The following is a 16,869-nucleotide window of genomic DNA, read 5'->3' as shown; positions in this document are numbered from 1 at the left end:
TCCGCTTCAGAAGCTGCGGGTGGGGTAGTCGAGGACGCGGCGGCCGAGCAGGCTGGCCAGCAGGTCCACCATCAGGATGGCGGTGCGCCCGCGCTCGTCCAGGAAGGGGTTCAGCTCGACCAGGTCGACGCTGCTGACCAGCCCGGTGTCGTGCAGCATCTCCATCACCAGATGGGCCTCCCGGAAGGTGGCGCCGCCGGGCACCGTCGTGCCGACGCCGGGGGCGATGCCGGGATCGAGGAAATCGACGTCCAGGCTGACATGGAGCAGGCCCTGCGCATCCTGGACCTTGCGCAGGAAGCCGCGCAGCAGCGGGGCGATGCCGTATTCGTCGATGGTCCGCATGTCGTGGATGGCGATGCCGGAGGATTCCAGCGCCAGCCGTTCGGCCGGATCGACGCTGCGGATGCCCATCATGCAGACGTTTTCCGGCTTGATGCGGCCGGCGGCGGGCGGGAAATAGCCGTCGAAGCCGCCGCGGCCGGTGGCATAGGCCATCGGCACGCCATGCAGGTTGCCGCTTTCCGAGCTGTCCAGGGTGTGGAAATCCGGGTGGGCGTCCAGCCACAGCACGAACAGCTCCCGTCCGCTCTTCTCCGCCCGCCGGGCGAGGCCGGTCAGCGTCCCGGCGGCGAGGCTGTGGTCGCCGCCCATGAAGACCGGCAGGGCGTCCGGCCCGGCGCTGGCCTCATAGGCCGCCGCCGCCAGGGCTGCGGTCCAGCCCGCCACCTCCGGCAGGAATTTCAGCGCGGCGTTGCCATGCGCCGGCGGCCGCAGCGCGACCGGCGCCACATTGCCGAGATCGGTGACGCCGTGGCCGAGTCCGGCGATCGCGCTCGCGATGTCGGCGGTGCGGAAGGCGCTCGGCCCCATCTCGCAGCCGCGCCGCCCGGCGCCGTCCTGCACCGGCACCCCGATCAGGCGGCACTGCTTCGGCTTCATCATACCCTGCCCCTTTCCTTGTCCCATGTCCGGGCTTTTCCGTCGCCCGCCCCGCAATCAGACCATGGAGCGGTGGCGGATCGGACAGGGCAAATTGACAGAACTGCCGCGATGGCTTAGCAAAATGGCTAGTTTGACTTAGCAGAACGGCAGGTGCCGGCCATGTCCACGCTCGACCCGCTCGACGAGAGGCTGATCACCCTGCTGCGCCATGACGGCCGCCGCAGCATTTCCGACCTCGCGCTGGAATTGGGGGTGTCGCGCGCCACGGTGCGGGCGCGGATGGAGCGGCTTGAGCGCGCCGGCATCATCATCGGCTACACCGTGATCCTGCGCGCCGATACGGTGGAGGCGCCCGTCCGCGGCATCATGCTGATCGATGTGGAAGGGCATGCGGCCGACCGGGTGGTGCGGGCGCTGAGCGGCTTTCCCGAGGTTCTGGAAATCCACACCACCAACGGCCGTTGGGATCTGATCGTGGAGCTGTCGGCGCCAAGCCTGCCCGACCTGGACGCGATCCTGCGGCGCATCCGCCTGATCCCCGGCATCACCGGCAGCGAGACGAACCTGCTGCTGAACACCCCGCGCAGCACCCGGGCGCGGTTGTGACCGGCGCAGACCGGCTTGGCGTCATGCGTGCCCTCGCCCGACGGAAGGAGGCCCGGCACCGCATCGAAACGCCGGGCCTGCGAGAAGGCCGGTAGGGATTACGCCTTTTCCGGCCTGAGATCGACGGTGGTCGGCAGCCGATCCGACAGGAGGTGACGCTGCACCTTCTGGGTCGCGGTCTTCGGTATCTCGGGGCGCGTTTCGACGAAACGGGGAATCATGAAGGCCGGAATGCGGCCTTGAAGGAAGCTCTCGACGTCCCGTGCCGCGAAACCGGGCCTTGGGACGACGACCGCCTTGATCTCCTCGCCCATGATGGCGTCCGGCACGCCGACCACGGCGCAGTCCTGGATGGCGGGATGCTTCAACAGGGCGAGTTCGATTTCCGCCGGGGCGATCATCTCGCCGCCCCGCCGGATCAGTTCCTTCATGCGGCCGTCGAAATGCAGGAATCCGTCCTCGTCGAAGGAGCCGCGGTCGCCGGTGTGCAGCCAGAGGTTCCGGGTCGCCGCGACGGTCGCCTCGGGCTTCCTCCAGTAGCCGTCGAACATCAGGCCGGGGCGGCCCGGCCGCACGACGATCTCGCCCTTCTTGCCGGGTGGGAGCGGGGTGTCGTCCCCGTCCACCACCCGCACCTCCATGTCGGGTCGCGGTGCGCCGACCGAACCGAAGCGCGAGGTGGCGGCGGTGTTCATCGTCACCCAGCCGCCGGTCTCGGTCATGCCGTACAGCTCGCGCACGGCGATGCCCAGCCGATCCTCGATCTCCCGCCAGACGCCCGGCGGGGCGCCGCCGCCGACCGCCCAGCGCAGGGCGTGGCCGCGGTCCGCTTCGGTCAGCCGCTTGGCCAGGATGCTCAGCACCGTGCCGACATAGGTGAAGCCGGTGGCACCGAAGCGGCGGGCATCGTCGAGCAGCCGCGAGGCCGAGAAGCGTGGCAGCAGGGCCAGCGTGGCCCCGGCGTGCAGGCAGGACATCACGCCGTACATCTGCGGGTTGGCGTGGAACAGCGGCAGGAAGACCAGGATGCGGTCGGCCTCGGTCAGTCCCAGCGCTTTCGTCATGTGTGCGCCGGCCAACTCGTAGCAGGCATTCGGAATGACCGCCCCCTTGGGCAGCCCCGTGGTTCCCGAGGTGTAGAGGATGGCGTTCGCGGTTCCGCCGGGCAGGGCCAGCCGCGGGCGCGGTGCGCGCTCCCCGCCGTCCGCCGTCTCGAAGCCCGCCGTCTCGAAGCCCACCCTCTCGAAGCTCTCGTCCATCGCGAGCTGCGGCGGGGTGGAGGCTGGCAGGCCCGCCCGGAACTCCTCCTCCAGGATCAGCAGCGAGGCGTCGCTCTGTTCCAGCAGATAGCGCAGGCCGTCGCCGACCAGGGCGGTGTTGAGCGGCACGGCGATGGCACCCAGCTCCGACAGGGCGAACCAGGCAACGAGGAAGCCGGGGCGGTTGCCGACCAGCATCGCTACCGTCTGCCCGGCGGTCACGCCCTGTCCGGCGAGCCGCTCGACCGCACACTCCACCAGGGCGGCCATGGTGCCGTAGGTGAAGGTCCGGTTACCGAACAGCAGGAAGGGGCGGTCGGGCGCAGCGGCGGCACGGGCATAGAGGGCGTCGGCGATCACCGGCCTGCCTCCCGGCCTTCGGCGATCCCTTCGGCCACATGGTGTTGCAGGCGTTTGGCGATGGTGTTCTTGAGGATCTCCGACGAGCCGCCGGCGATCTCGTAAGCCTTGGCATCGCGCAGGTAGCGCCCGAAGCGTGCCGATTCCATGACGCCGTAGGCGCCGCAGATCTGCACCGCGCGGGCGGCGGTTTCGGTGGCGACCCGGCTGGCCAGCAGCTTGGCCTCGCTGCCGAAGCGGGCGATGTCGGTATGGCTGTCGAGCGCCCGGGCGGCGGCGTAGGTCAGCAGCCGGGCGGCGTCGATTTCCGCCAGCATGTCGGCGAAGTACCATTGGATTCCCTGGAAATCCAGGATCCTCCGGTCGAAGGCGCTGCGCCCGGCGGCGAAGGACAGGGCGCCGTCGAAGGCGGCCCGCGCGATGCCCAGGCTGATGGCGGCGGCCATGGTGCGCGAATAGTCGAGCGTCGTCACCGCCTGCCGGACGCCCTTGCCCTCCACCCCGATCAGATGGTCGGCCGGCAGCGTCACGCGGTCCAGCACCAGATCGACATGCGGCCCGTTGCGCAGCCCGAAGGTCGCGGCGTTCGGCCCCTCCTCGGTCGAGACGCCGTCCATGCCGCGGCGCACGAAGAAGGCGGACACGCCGACCGGCGTCTCCGCCAGGATCACATAGGCTTCCGCCGCCGACCCGGAGGTGATGAAGGACTTGCGCCCGGTCAGGATCCAGGTGTCGCCGTCGCGCACCGCCTTGGTGTCGAGGCTGCGGATGTCGCTGCCGTGGTTGGCCTCGGTCAGGGCGTAGGAGGTGACGAGGCCGCGGCCGAACTCCGGCAGGACCGTGCGCTTCAGGCTGTCGGAGCCGAACAACCGGATGATGGTCTGGGCCTGGAGGATGGTGATCAGGCTGATGCCGACCGCGGCGCTGGCGTAGGACGCCTCCTCGAACAGGGCGGCGCAATGGGCGAAGCCCAGGCCGGCTCCGCCCTGGTCCGGCGACAGGGTCAGGCTGTTGTAGCCGTGGCTGGCCAGTGCCTTGATCGCCGCGACGGGATAGACGTCGTCGCGATCGATGGCGTCCGCCTGCGGTTCCACATGCTCGGCGACGATGCACCGCAGCGGTTCGAGAAATTCCGGTTCGACCAGATCGGTCCACAAAGCCATAGCCCCGTTTCCTCCCTTATCGACAGAGCCCGCGCCGGCTGTGCCGGGCTCGGACCGCATCTTTATCGTTCGTAATGCTGATCGTTGAGATTCTGATTGAACTCGTTCGCATGCGATAATATGGTACCGATATATCGGCTGTGCATCAACAATATCTTGAACTTGCTGCGAGGAGGAAGCCATGAGACTGACGGACGCCCAGATTGCCGAGTATGAGGAGCGCGGGTTCCTGGTGTTCCCCGGGCTGGTGTCGCATGAGGAGGTCGAGATTCTGCGCCGCGACCTGCAGCGGGTGGCGGGGTTCGAAGCCGAGGGCGTGATCCGCGAGAAGAGCGGCACGGTCCGTTCGGTGTTCCGCGTCCATGACGGGCGCAGCCCGACCGCTTCACCGCCCTTCCAGGCGCTGGCGGAGTTGCCCCGCGTGCTGGATCCGGCCCGTCAGGTGCTGGGCGACGAGCCGGTCTATGTCTACCACACCAAATGCAACCTGAAGGACGCGATCGACGGCGCCATCTGGCAATGGCACCAGGATTACGGCTATTGGAAGACCGACGGCGTCGCCCGCCCGGACATGACGACCTCGCTGCTGATGCTGGACGAGGCGACGGAGATCGGCGGCTGCCTTTATTTCATTCCCGGCAGCCACAAGCTGGGCCGTCTCGACCCGGAGATGGACGAGACGACGACCTCCTACAAGCTGTGGACGGTGCCCAAGCAGCAGGTCATCGACCTGATGACGCAATTCGGCGACCCGGTGGCGATCACCGGCAAGCCCGGAACCGTCGTGCTGTTCCACCCGAACCTCGTCCACGGTTCGGGCCACAACATGTCGCGCCATTCGCGCTGGCACATCTACACCGTCTACAACCAGGTTTCCAACCGGCCGCAGGGGGTTGAGAAGCCGCGCCCCGAATGGGTGGTCGCCCGCCGTTGCGAACCGCTGGACACCGGCAGCGACGACTCCATCCTGCGGCTGGGCGCCGCGGCGCAGGCGGCGGAGTAGGGGGGATGGCGGGAATGCCCTTCCGGGCGGCGGTGCTTCGCGAGATCGGAGCGCCGCTGTCCATCGAACCTTTGACCCTGGCTCCGCTCGAGCCGAACGACGTGCTGATCCGCATGCACGCCGCCGGCCTCTGCCACACCGACCGCGAGGCGATGACCGGCGCCTTCGCCGTCCCGGTGCCGGCGGTGCTCGGCCATGAGGGCGCAGGAGTGGTCGAGGCTGTCGGATCGGCGGTCCAGCGGGTGAAGCCCGGTCAGCGTGTCGTCTGCACCATCTACGCCGCCTGCGGCCAATGCTATTACTGCCGCCACGACCAGCCGATGCTGTGCGAGATGGTGGCGCCCAACCACCGGGCGGCCACGCTGTCGGCCGGGCGCAAGCTGCTGCGTGACGGCGACGGGCGGGAGGTCGGGCATTTCCTCAGCGTCTCCTCCTTCGCCGAATATGCGGTGGTGCCGGAGGCCGCGGCCATCCCGGTCCCGGACGAGATGCCGTTCGACCGGGCCTGCCTGCTGGGCTGCAGCGTCATCACCGGCGTCGGGGCGGCGCTTCGCGTGGCGAAGGTCGGGCTGGGCGACAGCGTCGTGGTGGTCGGCTGCGGGCCGGTCGGGCTGAATGTGGTGCAGGGCGCCCGGCTTGCCGGGGCCGGCGCGATCGTCGCCGTCGACCGCAGGCCGGACAAGCTGGAGCGTGCGAGCGCCTTCGGCTCCACTCACACCATGCTCGTGGAAAAAGGGGAGAGCGTGGCGGAGCAGGTCCGCGCCATCACCGGCGGGCGCGGTGCCGACCATGCCTTCGAGGCGGCCGGGGTCGTCGGCTCGTTGCAGGAAGCGGTGGATTGCACCCGGCCGGGCGGCAGCGTCACCATTCTCGGCAAGACCGATCCGAACCGGCTGGTCGAATTGCGCTTCGGCTCGATCTCCGGCGAGCGGCGCATCCTGCGCTCCAGCCTGGGCGGGGCCCGGGCGGCCGACGATTTCCCGGCCTATGCCCGCGCCTATCTGGATGGCCGGCTGTGCCTGGACGAACTGATCGACCGCCGGCTTCCGCTGGAGGACATCAACGATGCCTTCGAGGACGTGGAGCGCGGCGACGTGATCCGCGCCGTGGTGGTGATGCATGAGTGACGCGACCGAAACCGCCGGAACCGTCCGGCTGGAGCGCCGGGGTGCCGTCGCGCTGCTGACGCTCGACGCGCCGAAGACCCGCAACGCGGTGACCGACCCGCCGGTGCTCGCTGCGCTGATCGCCGCGCTGGAGGAGGTCGGGGCCGACCGCGGCATCCGGGTGCTGGTGGTGACCGGCGCCGGCAAGGCGTTCAGCGCCGGCGGCAACATCCACGACATCCGCAACCGGCGCGGCATGTTCGCCGGCCCGGCCGACCAGGTGCGCAATGCCTACCGCGACGGGGTGCAGCGCATTCCCCGGACCTTGGCAAATCTGGAAATTCCGGTGATCGCGGCGATCAACGGCCCGGCCTACGGCGCCGGCTGCGATCTGGCCTTCATGTGCGATCTGCGCATCGCCGGGGAGTCGGCGCGCATCAGCTCCAACTTCGTCAGGCTCGGGCTGATTTCGGGCGACGGCGGGCTGTGGTTCCTGTCGCGCGCCGCCGGCCCGGCGGTCGCCGCCGAACTGGCCTTCACCGGCCGGGCGGTGAGCGGCACCGAAGCGGCGGCGCTTGGCCTCGTCTCGCAGGTCGTTCCCGATGGGGAGTTGCTGCCCGCAGCCCTCGCCCTGGCCGGCGAGATCGCGGCCAACCCGCCGGAGGCGGTGCGGATGACCAAGCGCATGCTGCAGCAGGCCGGACGGGTCGACCTGTCCACCATGCTCGACATGGCGGCGGCCCTGCAGGGCATCTGCCATGTCGGGGAGGAATCCCGCGCCGCCATCGCGGCGGCCGCCGGGCCGGTGCCGCAACCGCCGGCATCGGAACAATAAGAACAACAAGCCGAAGGCAACACGCAAACCTGAAAAGAGAGAGGGAGGGACGATCCATGAAAAAGCCCGTGTCGAACCCCATCGCGCATGCGGTCCTGGCGGCGACGGCCGTTCTGGCGCTCTGCGCGTCCCCCTGGCCGGCCGCTTCGGCGGCGGCCCAGGGTGGCCAGCCTGCTCCTGCCGCTTCCCCCGCGTCCACCGGGCCGATCCGCATCGGCGTGCTGACCGACCTGTCCGGCTCGCTGGCCGACCTCAGCGGCCGCGGCAGCGTCGAGGCGGTCAAGATGGCGGTCGAGGATTTCGGTGCCTCGGTGCTCGGCCGTCCGGTCGAGGTGGTCGCCGCCGACCACCAGAACAAGGCCGACATCGGCTCGCAGATCGCCAACGACTGGTATGACAACAAGAATGTCGAGCTGATCATCGACCTGCCCAATTCGGCTGTGATGCTGGCGATCCAGGAGCTGGGCCGGCGCAAGAACAAGATCGTGATCGGCACCGCCGGGGGCTCGTCCGACTTCACCGGCAAGGCCTGCTCGCCGAACGGCATCCATTGGGTCTATGACACCTATGCGCTGGCCGCCGGAACCGGGCGGACCATGGTCAAGCAGGGCGGCGACAGCTGGTACTTCATCACGCTGGACTATTCCTTCGGCCTGTCGCTGGAGCGCGACACCGCCGCCTTCGTCACCGGGGCGGGGGGCAAGGTCCTGGGCTCCGCCCGCCATCCGCTGAACAGCGCCGACTTCTCGTCCTACCTGCTGCAGGCGCAGGCGAGCAAGGCGAAGGTCATCGGGCTGGCCAATGCCGGCGGCGACCTGATCAACACGGTCAAGCAGGCGGCCGAGTTCGGCATCACCCGGCAGGGCCAGAAGCTGGCCGGCCTGCTGATGTTCCTGTCCGACATCCATGCGCTGGGGCTGGAGACGGCGCAGGGTCTGGTGCTGACCGAATCCTTCTACTGGGACCAGAACGAGGCCACGCGGGCCTTCTCCAAGCGCTTCTTCGAGCGGACCGGGCGGATGCCGACGATGGTCCAGGCCGGCAACTACGGCGCCATCACCCACTACCTGAAGGCGGTCAAGGCCGCCGGGACGTCCGACACGGCGACGGTGATGAAGACGATGCGCGACACGCCGATCAACGACTTCATGACCAGGGACGGGCGCATCCGCGAGGATGGCCGGGTGCTGCGCGACATGTACCTGTTCGAGGTGAAGGCCCCGGCGGAGTCGAAGAGCCCCTGGGACTACTACAAGCAGCTCGGCGTGATCGCCGCGGCCGACGCCGCCCGCCCGCTGGCCGAAAGCGACTGCCCGCTGGTCCGCAGCAACGCCGCCGCCGCGAAGCCCTGAGACCGATCCTCCACCGTCAGTTCCCAAGTCTTGCATCCATGCCTTGCGTCCATGCCTTGCGTCCCGGGCGCGGGCGCGCTAAGCCAGCATCGGGACGTGAGACGCTCCGGCCAAAGGCCGGAGCGTGGCCGCAGCCAAGGGACGAGACAAGGGGCGAGGGCGGTGCCGTGACGGATCCGGGCAACCAGACTGAGATTGGGCCGGCCGAAACCGGGCCGGCCGAATTCGCGTCGATGGCCGACAAGGCCTATGCCGGGATCGAGGAGCTGATCGTGTCCGGCACCTTGCCGCCGCGCGGCTTCGTTTCCGAAAAGCAGCTCAGCGCCCAGCTCGGCATCGGCCGCACCCCGGTCCGCGAGGCGCTGAAGCGGCTGGAGCTGGATGGCATGGTCACCATCGTCCCCTCCCGCGGGATCATGGTGACCGAGGTGGACGTCAAGCTCCAGCTCTATGTCCTGGATGTCCGCCGTGAGCTGGAGCGGCTGATCGCCCGCCGCGCCGCCCGCTACGCCCTGCCGGCGGAGCGGGAGCGCTGCCGGGCGGTCGCCGCGGAGATGCTGGACGCCGCCAGGGCGGAGGACGGGATGCGCTTCATGCATCTCGACCAGGAGGTCAACCAGCTTCTCGACCAGTGCGCCCGCAATCCGGTGGCGACCCAGACGATCCGTCCGCTGCGGTCGCTGTCGCGGCGCTTCTGGTTCCAGAACTACCACGCCCATTCGGGCAGCCTGGAGGACGGCGCCCGGACCCACGCCGACCTGATGCTGGCGATCCACACGGGCGACGTGGAGGCGGCTGCGACCGCATCTGACCGGCTGATGGGCTATGTCGAGGCCTATGCGCGCGAGACCCTGCGCTACCCCTTCGGGGACGAGCTTTCCGGGAGCCGGCTTCCCGGAGGGCGGGCGGCACAGTAGCCGGTCTTCCGCGCCATGGATCGCCGCCGGCTCCAATTCTTCGTCGCGCTCTGCGAGGAGCTGCATTTCCACCGCGCCGCCGCGCGGTGCCACATCACGCAGCCTGCCCTCAGCCAGCAATTGCGGCAGTTGGAGGATGAGCTTCAGGTTCAGCTGATCCACCGCAACAAGCGGCGCGTGTCCCTGACGCGGGCGGGAGAGACCTTCCTGGCCGAGACCCGGAAGATTCTGCGGCAGATGGACCGGGCCTCGCAACTGGCGCGCCAGACGGACCGGGGCGAGATCGGGCAATTGTCGGTCGGCATGACGGCGCCGGCGCTCTACATCGTCTTTCCCGAGATCATGCACCGGTTCCGCACGGCGTTGCCCAATTTCGGCGTCAACGTCCATGTCATGACCACGGCGGAACAGGAAGAGGCGCTGCGGGCGGGAGCCATCGATGTCGGCATCTTCCATCCGCCGCTCGACGACCAGTCGCTGTCGTCGCACCCGATCGCGCGCATGCGGTTCAACGTCGTGCTGTCCGACCGCAATCCCCTGGCCGCCCTGCCGAGCCTGCGGCTGGAGGATCTGTCGAAACAGCGATTCATCATCTTCCCGCGGGTGATCGGGCCGCGGCTCTACGACGAGATCATCAGTTTGTGCCAGCAGGCCGGGTTCAGCCCGGAACTGATCCTCGAAGCCTCTCCGGCGCAATCGATCATCGCGCTGGCCGCCGCCGATTTCGGCATCGGCCTCATCGCCTCCGATCTCCAGCAGTTCGAGCGGCCGGGGGTGGTCTACCGCCAGTTGGAGGGGCCGGCCCCCTATCTGACGCTGGGGGTCGCCTATCAGAGCGACGATACCTCCCCCGCCATCCAGACTTTCCTGAACGTGGCGACCGCCGTCGGCGAGCAGGTTTCGTAAGTCTGCCGGTTCCCGGTTCTGGCCGGTGAAAACTTTTCCTTATCAAACGATCATTTTAAATCGTTGGACCTACTCAATTTGTTGGCCCTATCGTTCGTGCAACGGAGGACCCCGCCAATGAAAGTCTTCATGATTGGAGAAGCTGCCAATCACAAGGACAAGCTCGCCGCTTTCCTGACAACGTCCTGCGACATCGTTCCTCTTCCCCGCGAAGCCGCCCAATCGTCCGAGTTCGATTCCGCAATCTCCGCGGATGACGTGGTCGTGTCCTTGCGCTTCTCCCGGCGCGATGGCCCGGCCCCGGATTTTCGCCTTCTGCATGTGCCGGGGGCCGGGCTGGACGGGATCGACATGGCGTCCGTGCCGGCCGGGGCCGGCATCTGCAACGTCTTCGAGCATGAAATTCCCATCGCAGAGTTCGTCATGTCGGCGATGCTGAACTGGGTAATCCGTCCCGACGCGCTGCGCGCCTCGTTCGCCACCGATACATGGGCCGACGTCTACCGGTCACGGGTGCCCCATGGCGAGATTTGCGGCCTCACCCTCGGCCTGATCGGCTTCGGCCGCATCGGACGGACCATCGCCCGGCGGGCACGCGCCTTCGGCATGCGCATCGTCGCCGTCGACCAGTTCGCCGAGGACACCGACGGCCTGGCCGACGCCATCCTGCCGCCGGACCGGTTGCCCGAGATGCTCGCCGGGGCGGATTTCCTGGCGATCGCCTGTCCGCTGACCGACCGCACCCGCAACCTGATCGGGACCGCCGAACTCGCAGCCATGAAGCCGACCGGCGTGCTGGTGAACGTGTCGCGCGCGCCCATCGTCGACGAGGCGGCGCTGTACGACGCGCTGTCGCGCCGGACGATCGGCGGCGCGGTGCTCGACGTCTGGTACGGCTATCCGGCCGGGGCCGACGACCGGGTCGCGCCGTCGCGCTTCCGTTTCGAGGAACTGTCCAACGCGGTCTGCACGCCCCATTCGTCGGCCTGGACGACCCGGCTGCCCGAGCGCCGCTACGCCTTCATCGCCCGGAACATCGACCGGCTGGCCGCCGGCGAACCGCTGCTGAACCTGGTGCGGGAGCCCGTCCCGGCATCCCGCCCCGCCATCCAAGACACGAGCGTTCCATGATCCGAGACAACGAGGACCTCGCCCGCCGCAGCGCGGGCGTGCCGATCAAGATCACCGGCGTGAAGACCGTCGTGGTCAATGCCGAGATGCGCAACTGGATCTTCGTGAAGGTCCTGACCGACCAGCCCGGCCTCTATGGCTGGGGCGAGGCCAGCCTGAACTGGAAGACGCGGGCGGTCACCGGCGCGGTCGAGGATCTGGAGCCGACCGTGCTGGGCCGCGATCCGCGCGACATCGAGCAATGCGTCCGCGCGATGAACAAGTTCAGCTACTACAAGCTGGGCATGGTCGGCGCGACGGCGATCAGCGGCATCGAGCACGCGCTGTGGGACGTCTTCGGCAAGAGCGTCGGCCTGCCGGTGTGGCGCCTGCTGGGCGGCAAGGTGCGCGACCGCGTGCGCGTCTACACCCATCTCGGCCTCGGCGAGATGAAGTCGGTCTATGAGACCTTCGACATCGGTTCGCTGAAGGAGCGCGCCGCCGCGGTGACGGAGAAGGGCTACGACGCGCTCAAGGTGGTGTTCATCCCCTATGGCGCCCACAGCGCCCCGATCCCGGCCCAGCGCCATGTCGGCAAGATGATGCAGGCTCTGCGCGACACCGTGGGCGATGGGGTCGACATCATGATCGACTTCCACGGCCGTCCCGGTTCCATCGCCGCCGCCATGGGCTATATCCGCGAACTGGAGCCCTACCGGCCGATGTTCTGCGAGGAGCCGGTCCAGCCCGGCGACACCGAGGCGCTGCGCCGCATCGCCGAGCAGGCCGATTGCCCCATCGCGTCCGGCGAGCGGCTGGTCGGGCTGAAGGAGTTCCAGCCGGTCTTCGCGCAGAAGGCGGTCCACATCGCCCAGCCCGACCTGAACCACACCGGCGGCCTGCTGGAAGGCAAGCGGATCGCGGCGCTGGCCGAAGCCGAGCTGATCGGCATCGCCCCGCACAATCCCAACGGCCCGCTGGCCGGCGTCGCCGCCCTGCATTTCGACGTCTCGACGCCGAACTTCGTCATCCAGGAGGAGATGAGCGGCGCGGTGCCCTGGTACGACGACGTGGTCCAGACCCCGATCCGCCGCACCGGCAGCCATTGGGAGGTGCCCGACGCCCCCGGCTTCGGCATCGAGGTGAACGAGACGGAGGCGGCGAAGCACCCGTTCAAGCCGGAGGTGATGCACACGACCTCGGCCATCCTGGACGACGGCACCATCGTCGACTGGTAAGCGCCGCCTTCAAGCGATCCATCGGACGGATTTCCATCATGAGAGAATTCAGCACTCCCGGCGACGTGTTCAATGCGCTGCCGTCGCGGGTGGTCTTCGGGGCCGGCGCCGTCGACCGGATCGACGCGGAGGTGGAGCGGCTGGGCGCCGGACGCGCGCTCGTCGTGTCGACCCCCGGCCGCAGCGCCATGGGCGGGCGCGTCGCCGACCGTCTCGGCGGCCGCTGCATCGGCATCCTGCCGGAAGCCATTTCCCAGGTGCCGATCGAGTTGGCCATCCGCGGGCGGGCGAAGGCGCGGGAAATGGGCGCCGACTGCCTGGTCAGCGTCGGCGGCGGCGCCTCCATCGGGCTGGGCAAGGCCATCGCGCTGGAACTCGGGCTGCCGATCATCGCGGTGCCCACCACCTATTCCGGATCGGAGATGACCGGCTTCTGCGGCATCACCATCGACGGCGTGAAGCGGATGCACCAGAGCCTGCGCATGCTGGCCGGCACCGTCGTCTACGATCCGGCCCTGACGCTCGGGCTGCCGGTCGATGTCAGCATGGCCAGTGCCATGAACGCGCTCGCCCATTGCGTCGACGCCATCTACACTCCGACCATCAGCCCGGTGATCGTGCCGGCGGCGATGGAGGGCGCGCGGGCGATCATGGACGCGCTGCCGCGGGTGGCGGCCCGTCCGGACGATGCGGAGGCGCGCGCCGACCTGCTTTACGGCGCCCATCTTGCCGGCGCGGCTCTGGCCGGCGGCTTCGCCCTCCAGCATGGCGTCGCCCATGTGCTGGGCGGCACCTACGGGGTTTCGCACGGCCTGTCCCATGCGCTGGTGCTGCCCCATGTCGCCGCCTACAATGCGCCTTTCGCCCGCGGGGCGATGGACCGGCTGGCCGCCGCCATCGGCGTGGCGGATGTCGGTGCCGCCATCTTCGACGTGATGGAGACGGTCGGCCTCCCGACGCGCCTGACCGAGGTCGGCTTTTCCGCCGACCGGATCGAGGAGGCGGCCCGGATCACCGTCGAGACCGACAACGGCTACAACCCCGGCCCGGTGACCGAGGAGGCCGTGCGCGGCATTCTCGCCGCGGCGCTGGAAGGCCGTCGCCCGGATGTGCAGCAGGTCCGGTGAGGACGCCGAACCGGAACAGAGAAGACAAAAGGGGAGGAAACCAGGATGTTGATCAAGCGTAGACAGTTTCTGGCCGTCACCGCGGCGGGTGCATTGGCCGCACCCTTCATCTCCAAGGCGCACGCCGCGGAGTTCGCCTGGAAGTTCGGCCACGGCTTTCCGGCCACCCATCCGCTGCATGTCCGTGCCGTCGAGGCGGCCGAGCGCATCCGCAAGGAAACCGGCGGCAAGGTCGACATCGCCGTCTTCCCCAACAGCCAGCTCGGCGGCGACAGCGACCTGCTGGCGCAGGTCCGCTCCGGTGCCATCGAATTCTTCAGCACCGGCGGGCTGATCCTGTCCACCCTGGTTCCGGTGGCGTCGATCAACGGCATGGGCTTTGCCTTCAAGGACTACGACGCGGTCTGGAAGGCGATGGACGGCCCGGTCGGCTCCGTGGTGCGCAAGGGCTTCGACAAGGTCGGCCTGTTCGCCTTCGACCGCATCTGGGACAACGGCTTCCGCCAGATCACCACCAGCACCAAGCCGATCGCCGGGCCGGCCGATCTCGCCGCCTTCAAGATCCGCGTCCCGGTCAGCCCGGTCTATGTCTCGCTCTTCAAGGGGCTGGGCGCCTCGCCGACCAGCATCAACCTGGGCGAGGTCTATGCCGCGCTGCAGACCGGCGTGGTGGACGGGCAGGAGAATCCGCTGGTGGTGGCCGACACCGCCAAGTTCTACGAGGTGCAGAAATTCTGCTCCATCACCAACCATGTGTGGGATGGCTCCTGGATCGTCACCAACGGCCGCTCCTGGCGCGGGCTGCCCGACGATCTCCGCCAGATCGTCAGCCGCAACCTGAATGACGGCGCGCTGCAGCAGCGCCAGGACATCGCCGGCCTCAACGCCGCATTGCAGGAGTCGCTGTCGCAGAAGGGGCTGACCTTCAACAAGGTCGACCCGGCCCCCTTCCGGGAAATCCTGCGCAAGTCGGGCTTCTACGGCGAATGGAAGGCCAAATACGGTGAAGAGGCCTGGAGCGCGCTGGAAAGCTCGGTCGGGGCACTGACATGACGGCGGCGGTGGATCACAAATCCACCGCCGGCCCGTCCGACGGCGCCGGCTCCTGGCTGGCGCATGTCGACCGGCTTCTGGGATGGGTGTCGGAACTGCCTGTGGCGCTGCTGGTGGCGGCGGAGGTGGTGATTCTCTTCTCCGGGATCGTCGCCCGCTATGTGCTGCACACCCCGATCACCTGGTCGGACGAGCTGGCGTCGATCCTGTTCCTGTGGCTGGCGATGATGGGGGCGGTCGTCGCCTTCCGCCGCGGCGAGCATATGCGGATGACCGCCTTCGTCAGCTGGGCGTCGCCGCGCATGCAGGCGTTCCTCGACGTCTTCGCGGTGGCGGCGGCGCTGTGTTTCCTGCTGCTGGTCATCATGCCGGCCGGCGAATTCGCCTGGGAGGAGCTGGAGATCACAACGCCGGCGTTGGAGATTTCCAACATGTGGCGGGCGGCGGCCCTGCCGACCGGCCTCGGGCTGATGGTCGCGACCGCCCTGGTCCGGCTGGCTCGGGTGGGCGACCTCAAGCTGGTTGCGACGGCCCTGGCGGCGGTGGGCGCGGTCGTCGCTCTGTTCCTCCTTCTGCAGCCGGTTCTGGCCGATCTCGGCAAGCTCAACCTGCTGGTCTTCTTCGTGCTCGTGGTTGCCGGCGCCGTCTTCGCCGGCGTGCCGATCGCCTTCGCCTTCGGCCTGTCGAGCTTCGGCTATCTGGCATTGACCACGAGGGTGCCGCTGCTGGTGGTGGTCGGGCGGATGGACGAGGGGATGTCGCACCTGATCCTGCTGTCGGTGCCGCTGTTCGTCTTCCTCGGACTGCTGATCGAGATGACCGGCATGGCCCGCGCCATGGTCGCGGTGCTCGCCAACCTGCTGGGCCATGTGCGCGGCGGCCTGTCCTACGTCCTGGTCGGCGCCATGTATCTGGTGTCGGGCATCTCCGGCTCGAAGGCGGCGGACATGGCGGCGGTGGCGCCGGTGCTGTTTCCGGAGATGAAGGCGCGCGGCGCCAAGCCGGGCGACTTGGTGGCGTTGCTGGCGGCGACCGGCGCGCAGACGGAGACTATTCCGCCCAGCATCGTGCTGATCACCATCGGTTCGGTCACCGGCGTGTCGATCGCTGCCCTGTTCACCGGCGGGCTGCTGCCCGGCCTGCTGCTGGCGGTGATGCTGTGCATCGTCGTGCGCTACCGCTACCGCAACGAGAATTTGTCCGGGGTGCGGCGGCCGACCGGCCGCGAGTTGGGGCACAGCCTGGTGGTTGCGGTTCCGGCGTTGGCCTTGCCGTTCGTCATCCGCACCGCGGTGATCGAGGGCGTCGCCACGGCGACCGAGGTCTCGACCATCGGCATCGTCTATTCGGTTGCCGTCGGGTTGCTGGTCTATCGCCGCTTCGACTGGCGGCGGGTGGTTCCCATGCTGGTGGAGACGGCGGCGCTGTCGGGGGCGATCCTGTTCATCATCGGCACCGCGACCGCGATGGCCTGGTGCCTGACCCGGTCGGGTTTCTCGACCGATCTGGCGCAGTTCATGGCCGGTCTGCCGGGCGGCGCCTTCACCTTCATCGCCGTGTCCATCGTCGCCTTCATCGTCCTGGGCAGCGTGCTGGAGGGCATCCCCGCCATCGTGCTGTTCGGTCCGCTGCTGTTCCCCATCGCCCGCGAGATGGGCGTGCATGAGGTGCAATATGCGATGGTGGTGATCCTTGCCATGGGCATGGGCCTGTTCGCCCCGCCCTTCGGTGTCGGCTTCTACGTCGCCTCGGCCATCGGCCGGGTCAACCCGGACGAGGGCATGCGCCCGATCCTGGGCTATCTGGCGGCGTTGCTGGTCGGCCTGGCGCTGGTCGCGGCCATTCCCTGGATCTCGATCGGCTTCCTGTAGGAGCCGCCCGACGCAAGG

At 68.6% G+C, this 16,869-nt stretch carries 15 protein-coding genes; 12 read left to right on the top strand and 3 right to left on the bottom strand.

Translation table 11 applies throughout. The annotated features are described in order from the left end of the window. Positions 1 to 6: 6 nt before the first annotated feature. Entirely contained in the window at positions 7 to 945 is a 939-nt protein-coding gene (rocF, locus tag ABMY26_RS08350; protein ID WP_372395817.1) for an arginase, read from the bottom strand. Between the two features lie 159 nt (positions 946 to 1,104). On the opposite strand from rocF, the gene ABMY26_RS08345 reads away from it, so the two are divergent. Continuing rightward, positions 1,105 to 1,551 (top strand): Lrp/AsnC family transcriptional regulator, encoded by a 447-nt coding sequence (locus tag ABMY26_RS08345; RefSeq protein WP_045585831.1) that lies wholly within the window; start codon positions 1,105 to 1,107, stop codon positions 1,549 to 1,551. Between the two features lie 98 nt (positions 1,552 to 1,649). Here the strand turns inward: ABMY26_RS08345 and ABMY26_RS08340 are convergent, their stop codons facing one another. Together ABMY26_RS08340 and ABMY26_RS08335 are read right to left on the bottom strand one after the other, a co-directional pair. Beyond that, positions 1,650 to 3,170 carry a class I adenylate-forming enzyme family protein gene (locus ABMY26_RS08340; protein ID WP_372395816.1) on the bottom strand — a complete coding sequence of 507 codons (1,521 nt, stop codon included), beginning with the start codon at positions 3,168 to 3,170 and terminating at the stop codon, positions 1,650 to 1,652. Then, positions 3,167 to 4,333 carry an acyl-CoA dehydrogenase family protein gene (locus ABMY26_RS08335; protein ID WP_372395815.1) on the bottom strand — a complete coding sequence of 389 codons (1,167 nt, stop codon included), beginning with the start codon at positions 4,331 to 4,333 and terminating at the stop codon, positions 3,167 to 3,169. The genes ABMY26_RS08340 and ABMY26_RS08335 overlap by 4 nt, the downstream gene beginning before the upstream one ends. A gap of 181 nt (positions 4,334 to 4,514) precedes the next feature. Between ABMY26_RS08335 and ABMY26_RS08330 the strand changes: the two genes are divergently transcribed. From ABMY26_RS08330 to ABMY26_RS08280, 11 genes are all read left to right on the top strand, one after another. Continuing rightward, positions 4,515 to 5,336, top strand: coding sequence for a phytanoyl-CoA dioxygenase family protein (locus tag ABMY26_RS08330; RefSeq protein ID WP_372395814.1), 822 nt, complete (start codon positions 4,515 to 4,517; stop codon positions 5,334 to 5,336). A gap of 5 nt (positions 5,337 to 5,341) precedes the next feature. Then, positions 5,342 to 6,463: an alcohol dehydrogenase catalytic domain-containing protein gene (locus ABMY26_RS08325; RefSeq protein ID WP_372395813.1), complete on the top strand. Its 1,122-nt coding sequence runs from the start codon at positions 5,342 to 5,344 to the stop codon at positions 6,461 to 6,463. Beyond that, positions 6,456 to 7,277, top strand: a complete 822-nt coding sequence (locus ABMY26_RS08320) for an enoyl-CoA hydratase-related protein (RefSeq protein ID WP_372395812.1) — start codon at positions 6,456 to 6,458, stop codon at positions 7,275 to 7,277. The genes ABMY26_RS08325 and ABMY26_RS08320 overlap by 8 nt, the downstream gene beginning before the upstream one ends. A gap of 56 nt (positions 7,278 to 7,333) precedes the next feature. Then, positions 7,334 to 8,629, top strand: a complete 1,296-nt coding sequence (locus ABMY26_RS08315; protein WP_372395811.1) for an ABC transporter substrate-binding protein — start codon at positions 7,334 to 7,336, stop codon at positions 8,627 to 8,629. 167 nt (positions 8,630 to 8,796) lie between these two features. Beyond that, the gene (locus tag ABMY26_RS08310; protein ID WP_372395810.1) at positions 8,797 to 9,546 is read left to right on the top strand and encodes a GntR family transcriptional regulator; all 750 of its coding nucleotides are present in this window, start codon (positions 8,797 to 8,799) and stop codon (positions 9,544 to 9,546) included. 15 nt (positions 9,547 to 9,561) lie between these two features. Continuing rightward, the gene (locus tag ABMY26_RS08305) at positions 9,562 to 10,452 is read left to right on the top strand and encodes a LysR family transcriptional regulator (RefSeq protein ID WP_372395809.1); all 891 of its coding nucleotides are present in this window, start codon (positions 9,562 to 9,564) and stop codon (positions 10,450 to 10,452) included. Positions 10,453 to 10,581: 129 nt separating this feature from the next. Then, positions 10,582 to 11,583: a 2-hydroxyacid dehydrogenase gene (locus tag ABMY26_RS08300; protein WP_372395808.1), complete on the top strand. Its 1,002-nt coding sequence runs from the start codon at positions 10,582 to 10,584 to the stop codon at positions 11,581 to 11,583. Continuing rightward, a complete protein-coding gene (locus ABMY26_RS08295) occupies positions 11,580 to 12,800 on the top strand; it encodes an enolase C-terminal domain-like protein (protein WP_372395807.1) in 1,221 nt (406 codons plus the stop codon). Before ABMY26_RS08300 ends, ABMY26_RS08295 begins: the two co-directional genes overlap by 4 nt. Positions 12,801 to 12,838: 38 nt before the next feature. Beyond that, the gene (locus ABMY26_RS08290) at positions 12,839 to 13,927 is read left to right on the top strand and encodes a maleylacetate reductase (protein WP_045585839.1); all 1,089 of its coding nucleotides are present in this window, start codon (positions 12,839 to 12,841) and stop codon (positions 13,925 to 13,927) included. Between the two features lie 45 nt (positions 13,928 to 13,972). Then, complete coding sequence (locus tag ABMY26_RS08285; RefSeq protein ID WP_372395806.1) at positions 13,973 to 14,980, top strand: TRAP transporter substrate-binding protein; 1,008 nt, start codon at positions 13,973 to 13,975, stop codon at positions 14,978 to 14,980. An 8-nt stretch (positions 14,981 to 14,988) separates the two neighbouring features. After that, on the top strand, positions 14,989 to 16,851 hold the full coding sequence (locus tag ABMY26_RS08280; RefSeq protein ID WP_372395805.1) for a TRAP transporter large permease subunit: 1,863 nt from the start codon (positions 14,989 to 14,991) through the stop codon (positions 16,849 to 16,851). Positions 16,852 to 16,869 lie beyond the last annotated feature (18 nt).

Origin of the sequence: Azospirillum sp. HJ39 (genome assembly GCF_041507355.1) — a bacterium.
GTDB lineage: Bacteria > Pseudomonadota > Alphaproteobacteria > Azospirillales > Azospirillaceae > Azospirillum > Azospirillum thiophilum.
Note: the sequence above shows the minus strand (reverse complement) of the source record. Positions and strands in the feature narration are given on the sequence as shown.

Bases quoted from the DNA above. Each gene is read 5' to 3' on its own strand.
- ABMY26_RS08330 (WP_372395814.1), top strand. From the start codon at position 4,515: ATGAGACTGACGGACGCCCAGATTGCCGAGTATGAGGAGCGCGGGTTC.
- rocF (WP_372395817.1), bottom strand. From the start codon at position 945: ATGATGAAGCCGAAGCAGTGCCGCCTGATCGGGGTGCCGGTGCAGGAC.
- ABMY26_RS08345 (WP_045585831.1), top strand. From the start codon at position 1,105: ATGTCCACGCTCGACCCGCTCGACGAGAGGCTGATCACCCTGCTGCGC.
- ABMY26_RS08325 (WP_372395813.1), top strand. From the start codon at position 5,342: ATGGCGGGAATGCCCTTCCGGGCGGCGGTGCTTCGCGAGATCGGAGCG.
- ABMY26_RS08295 (WP_372395807.1), top strand. From the start codon at position 11,580: ATGATCCGAGACAACGAGGACCTCGCCCGCCGCAGCGCGGGCGTGCCG.
- ABMY26_RS08285 (WP_372395806.1), top strand. From the start codon at position 13,973: ATGTTGATCAAGCGTAGACAGTTTCTGGCCGTCACCGCGGCGGGTGCA.
- ABMY26_RS08320 (WP_372395812.1), top strand. From the start codon at position 6,456: ATGAGTGACGCGACCGAAACCGCCGGAACCGTCCGGCTGGAGCGCCGG.
- ABMY26_RS08335 (WP_372395815.1), bottom strand. From the start codon at position 4,333: ATGGCTTTGTGGACCGATCTGGTCGAACCGGAATTTCTCGAACCGCTG.
- ABMY26_RS08290 (WP_045585839.1), top strand. From the start codon at position 12,839: ATGAGAGAATTCAGCACTCCCGGCGACGTGTTCAATGCGCTGCCGTCG.
- ABMY26_RS08315 (WP_372395811.1), top strand. From the start codon at position 7,334: ATGAAAAAGCCCGTGTCGAACCCCATCGCGCATGCGGTCCTGGCGGCG.
- ABMY26_RS08300 (WP_372395808.1), top strand. From the start codon at position 10,582: ATGATTGGAGAAGCTGCCAATCACAAGGACAAGCTCGCCGCTTTCCTG.
- ABMY26_RS08305 (WP_372395809.1), top strand. From the start codon at position 9,562: ATGGATCGCCGCCGGCTCCAATTCTTCGTCGCGCTCTGCGAGGAGCTG.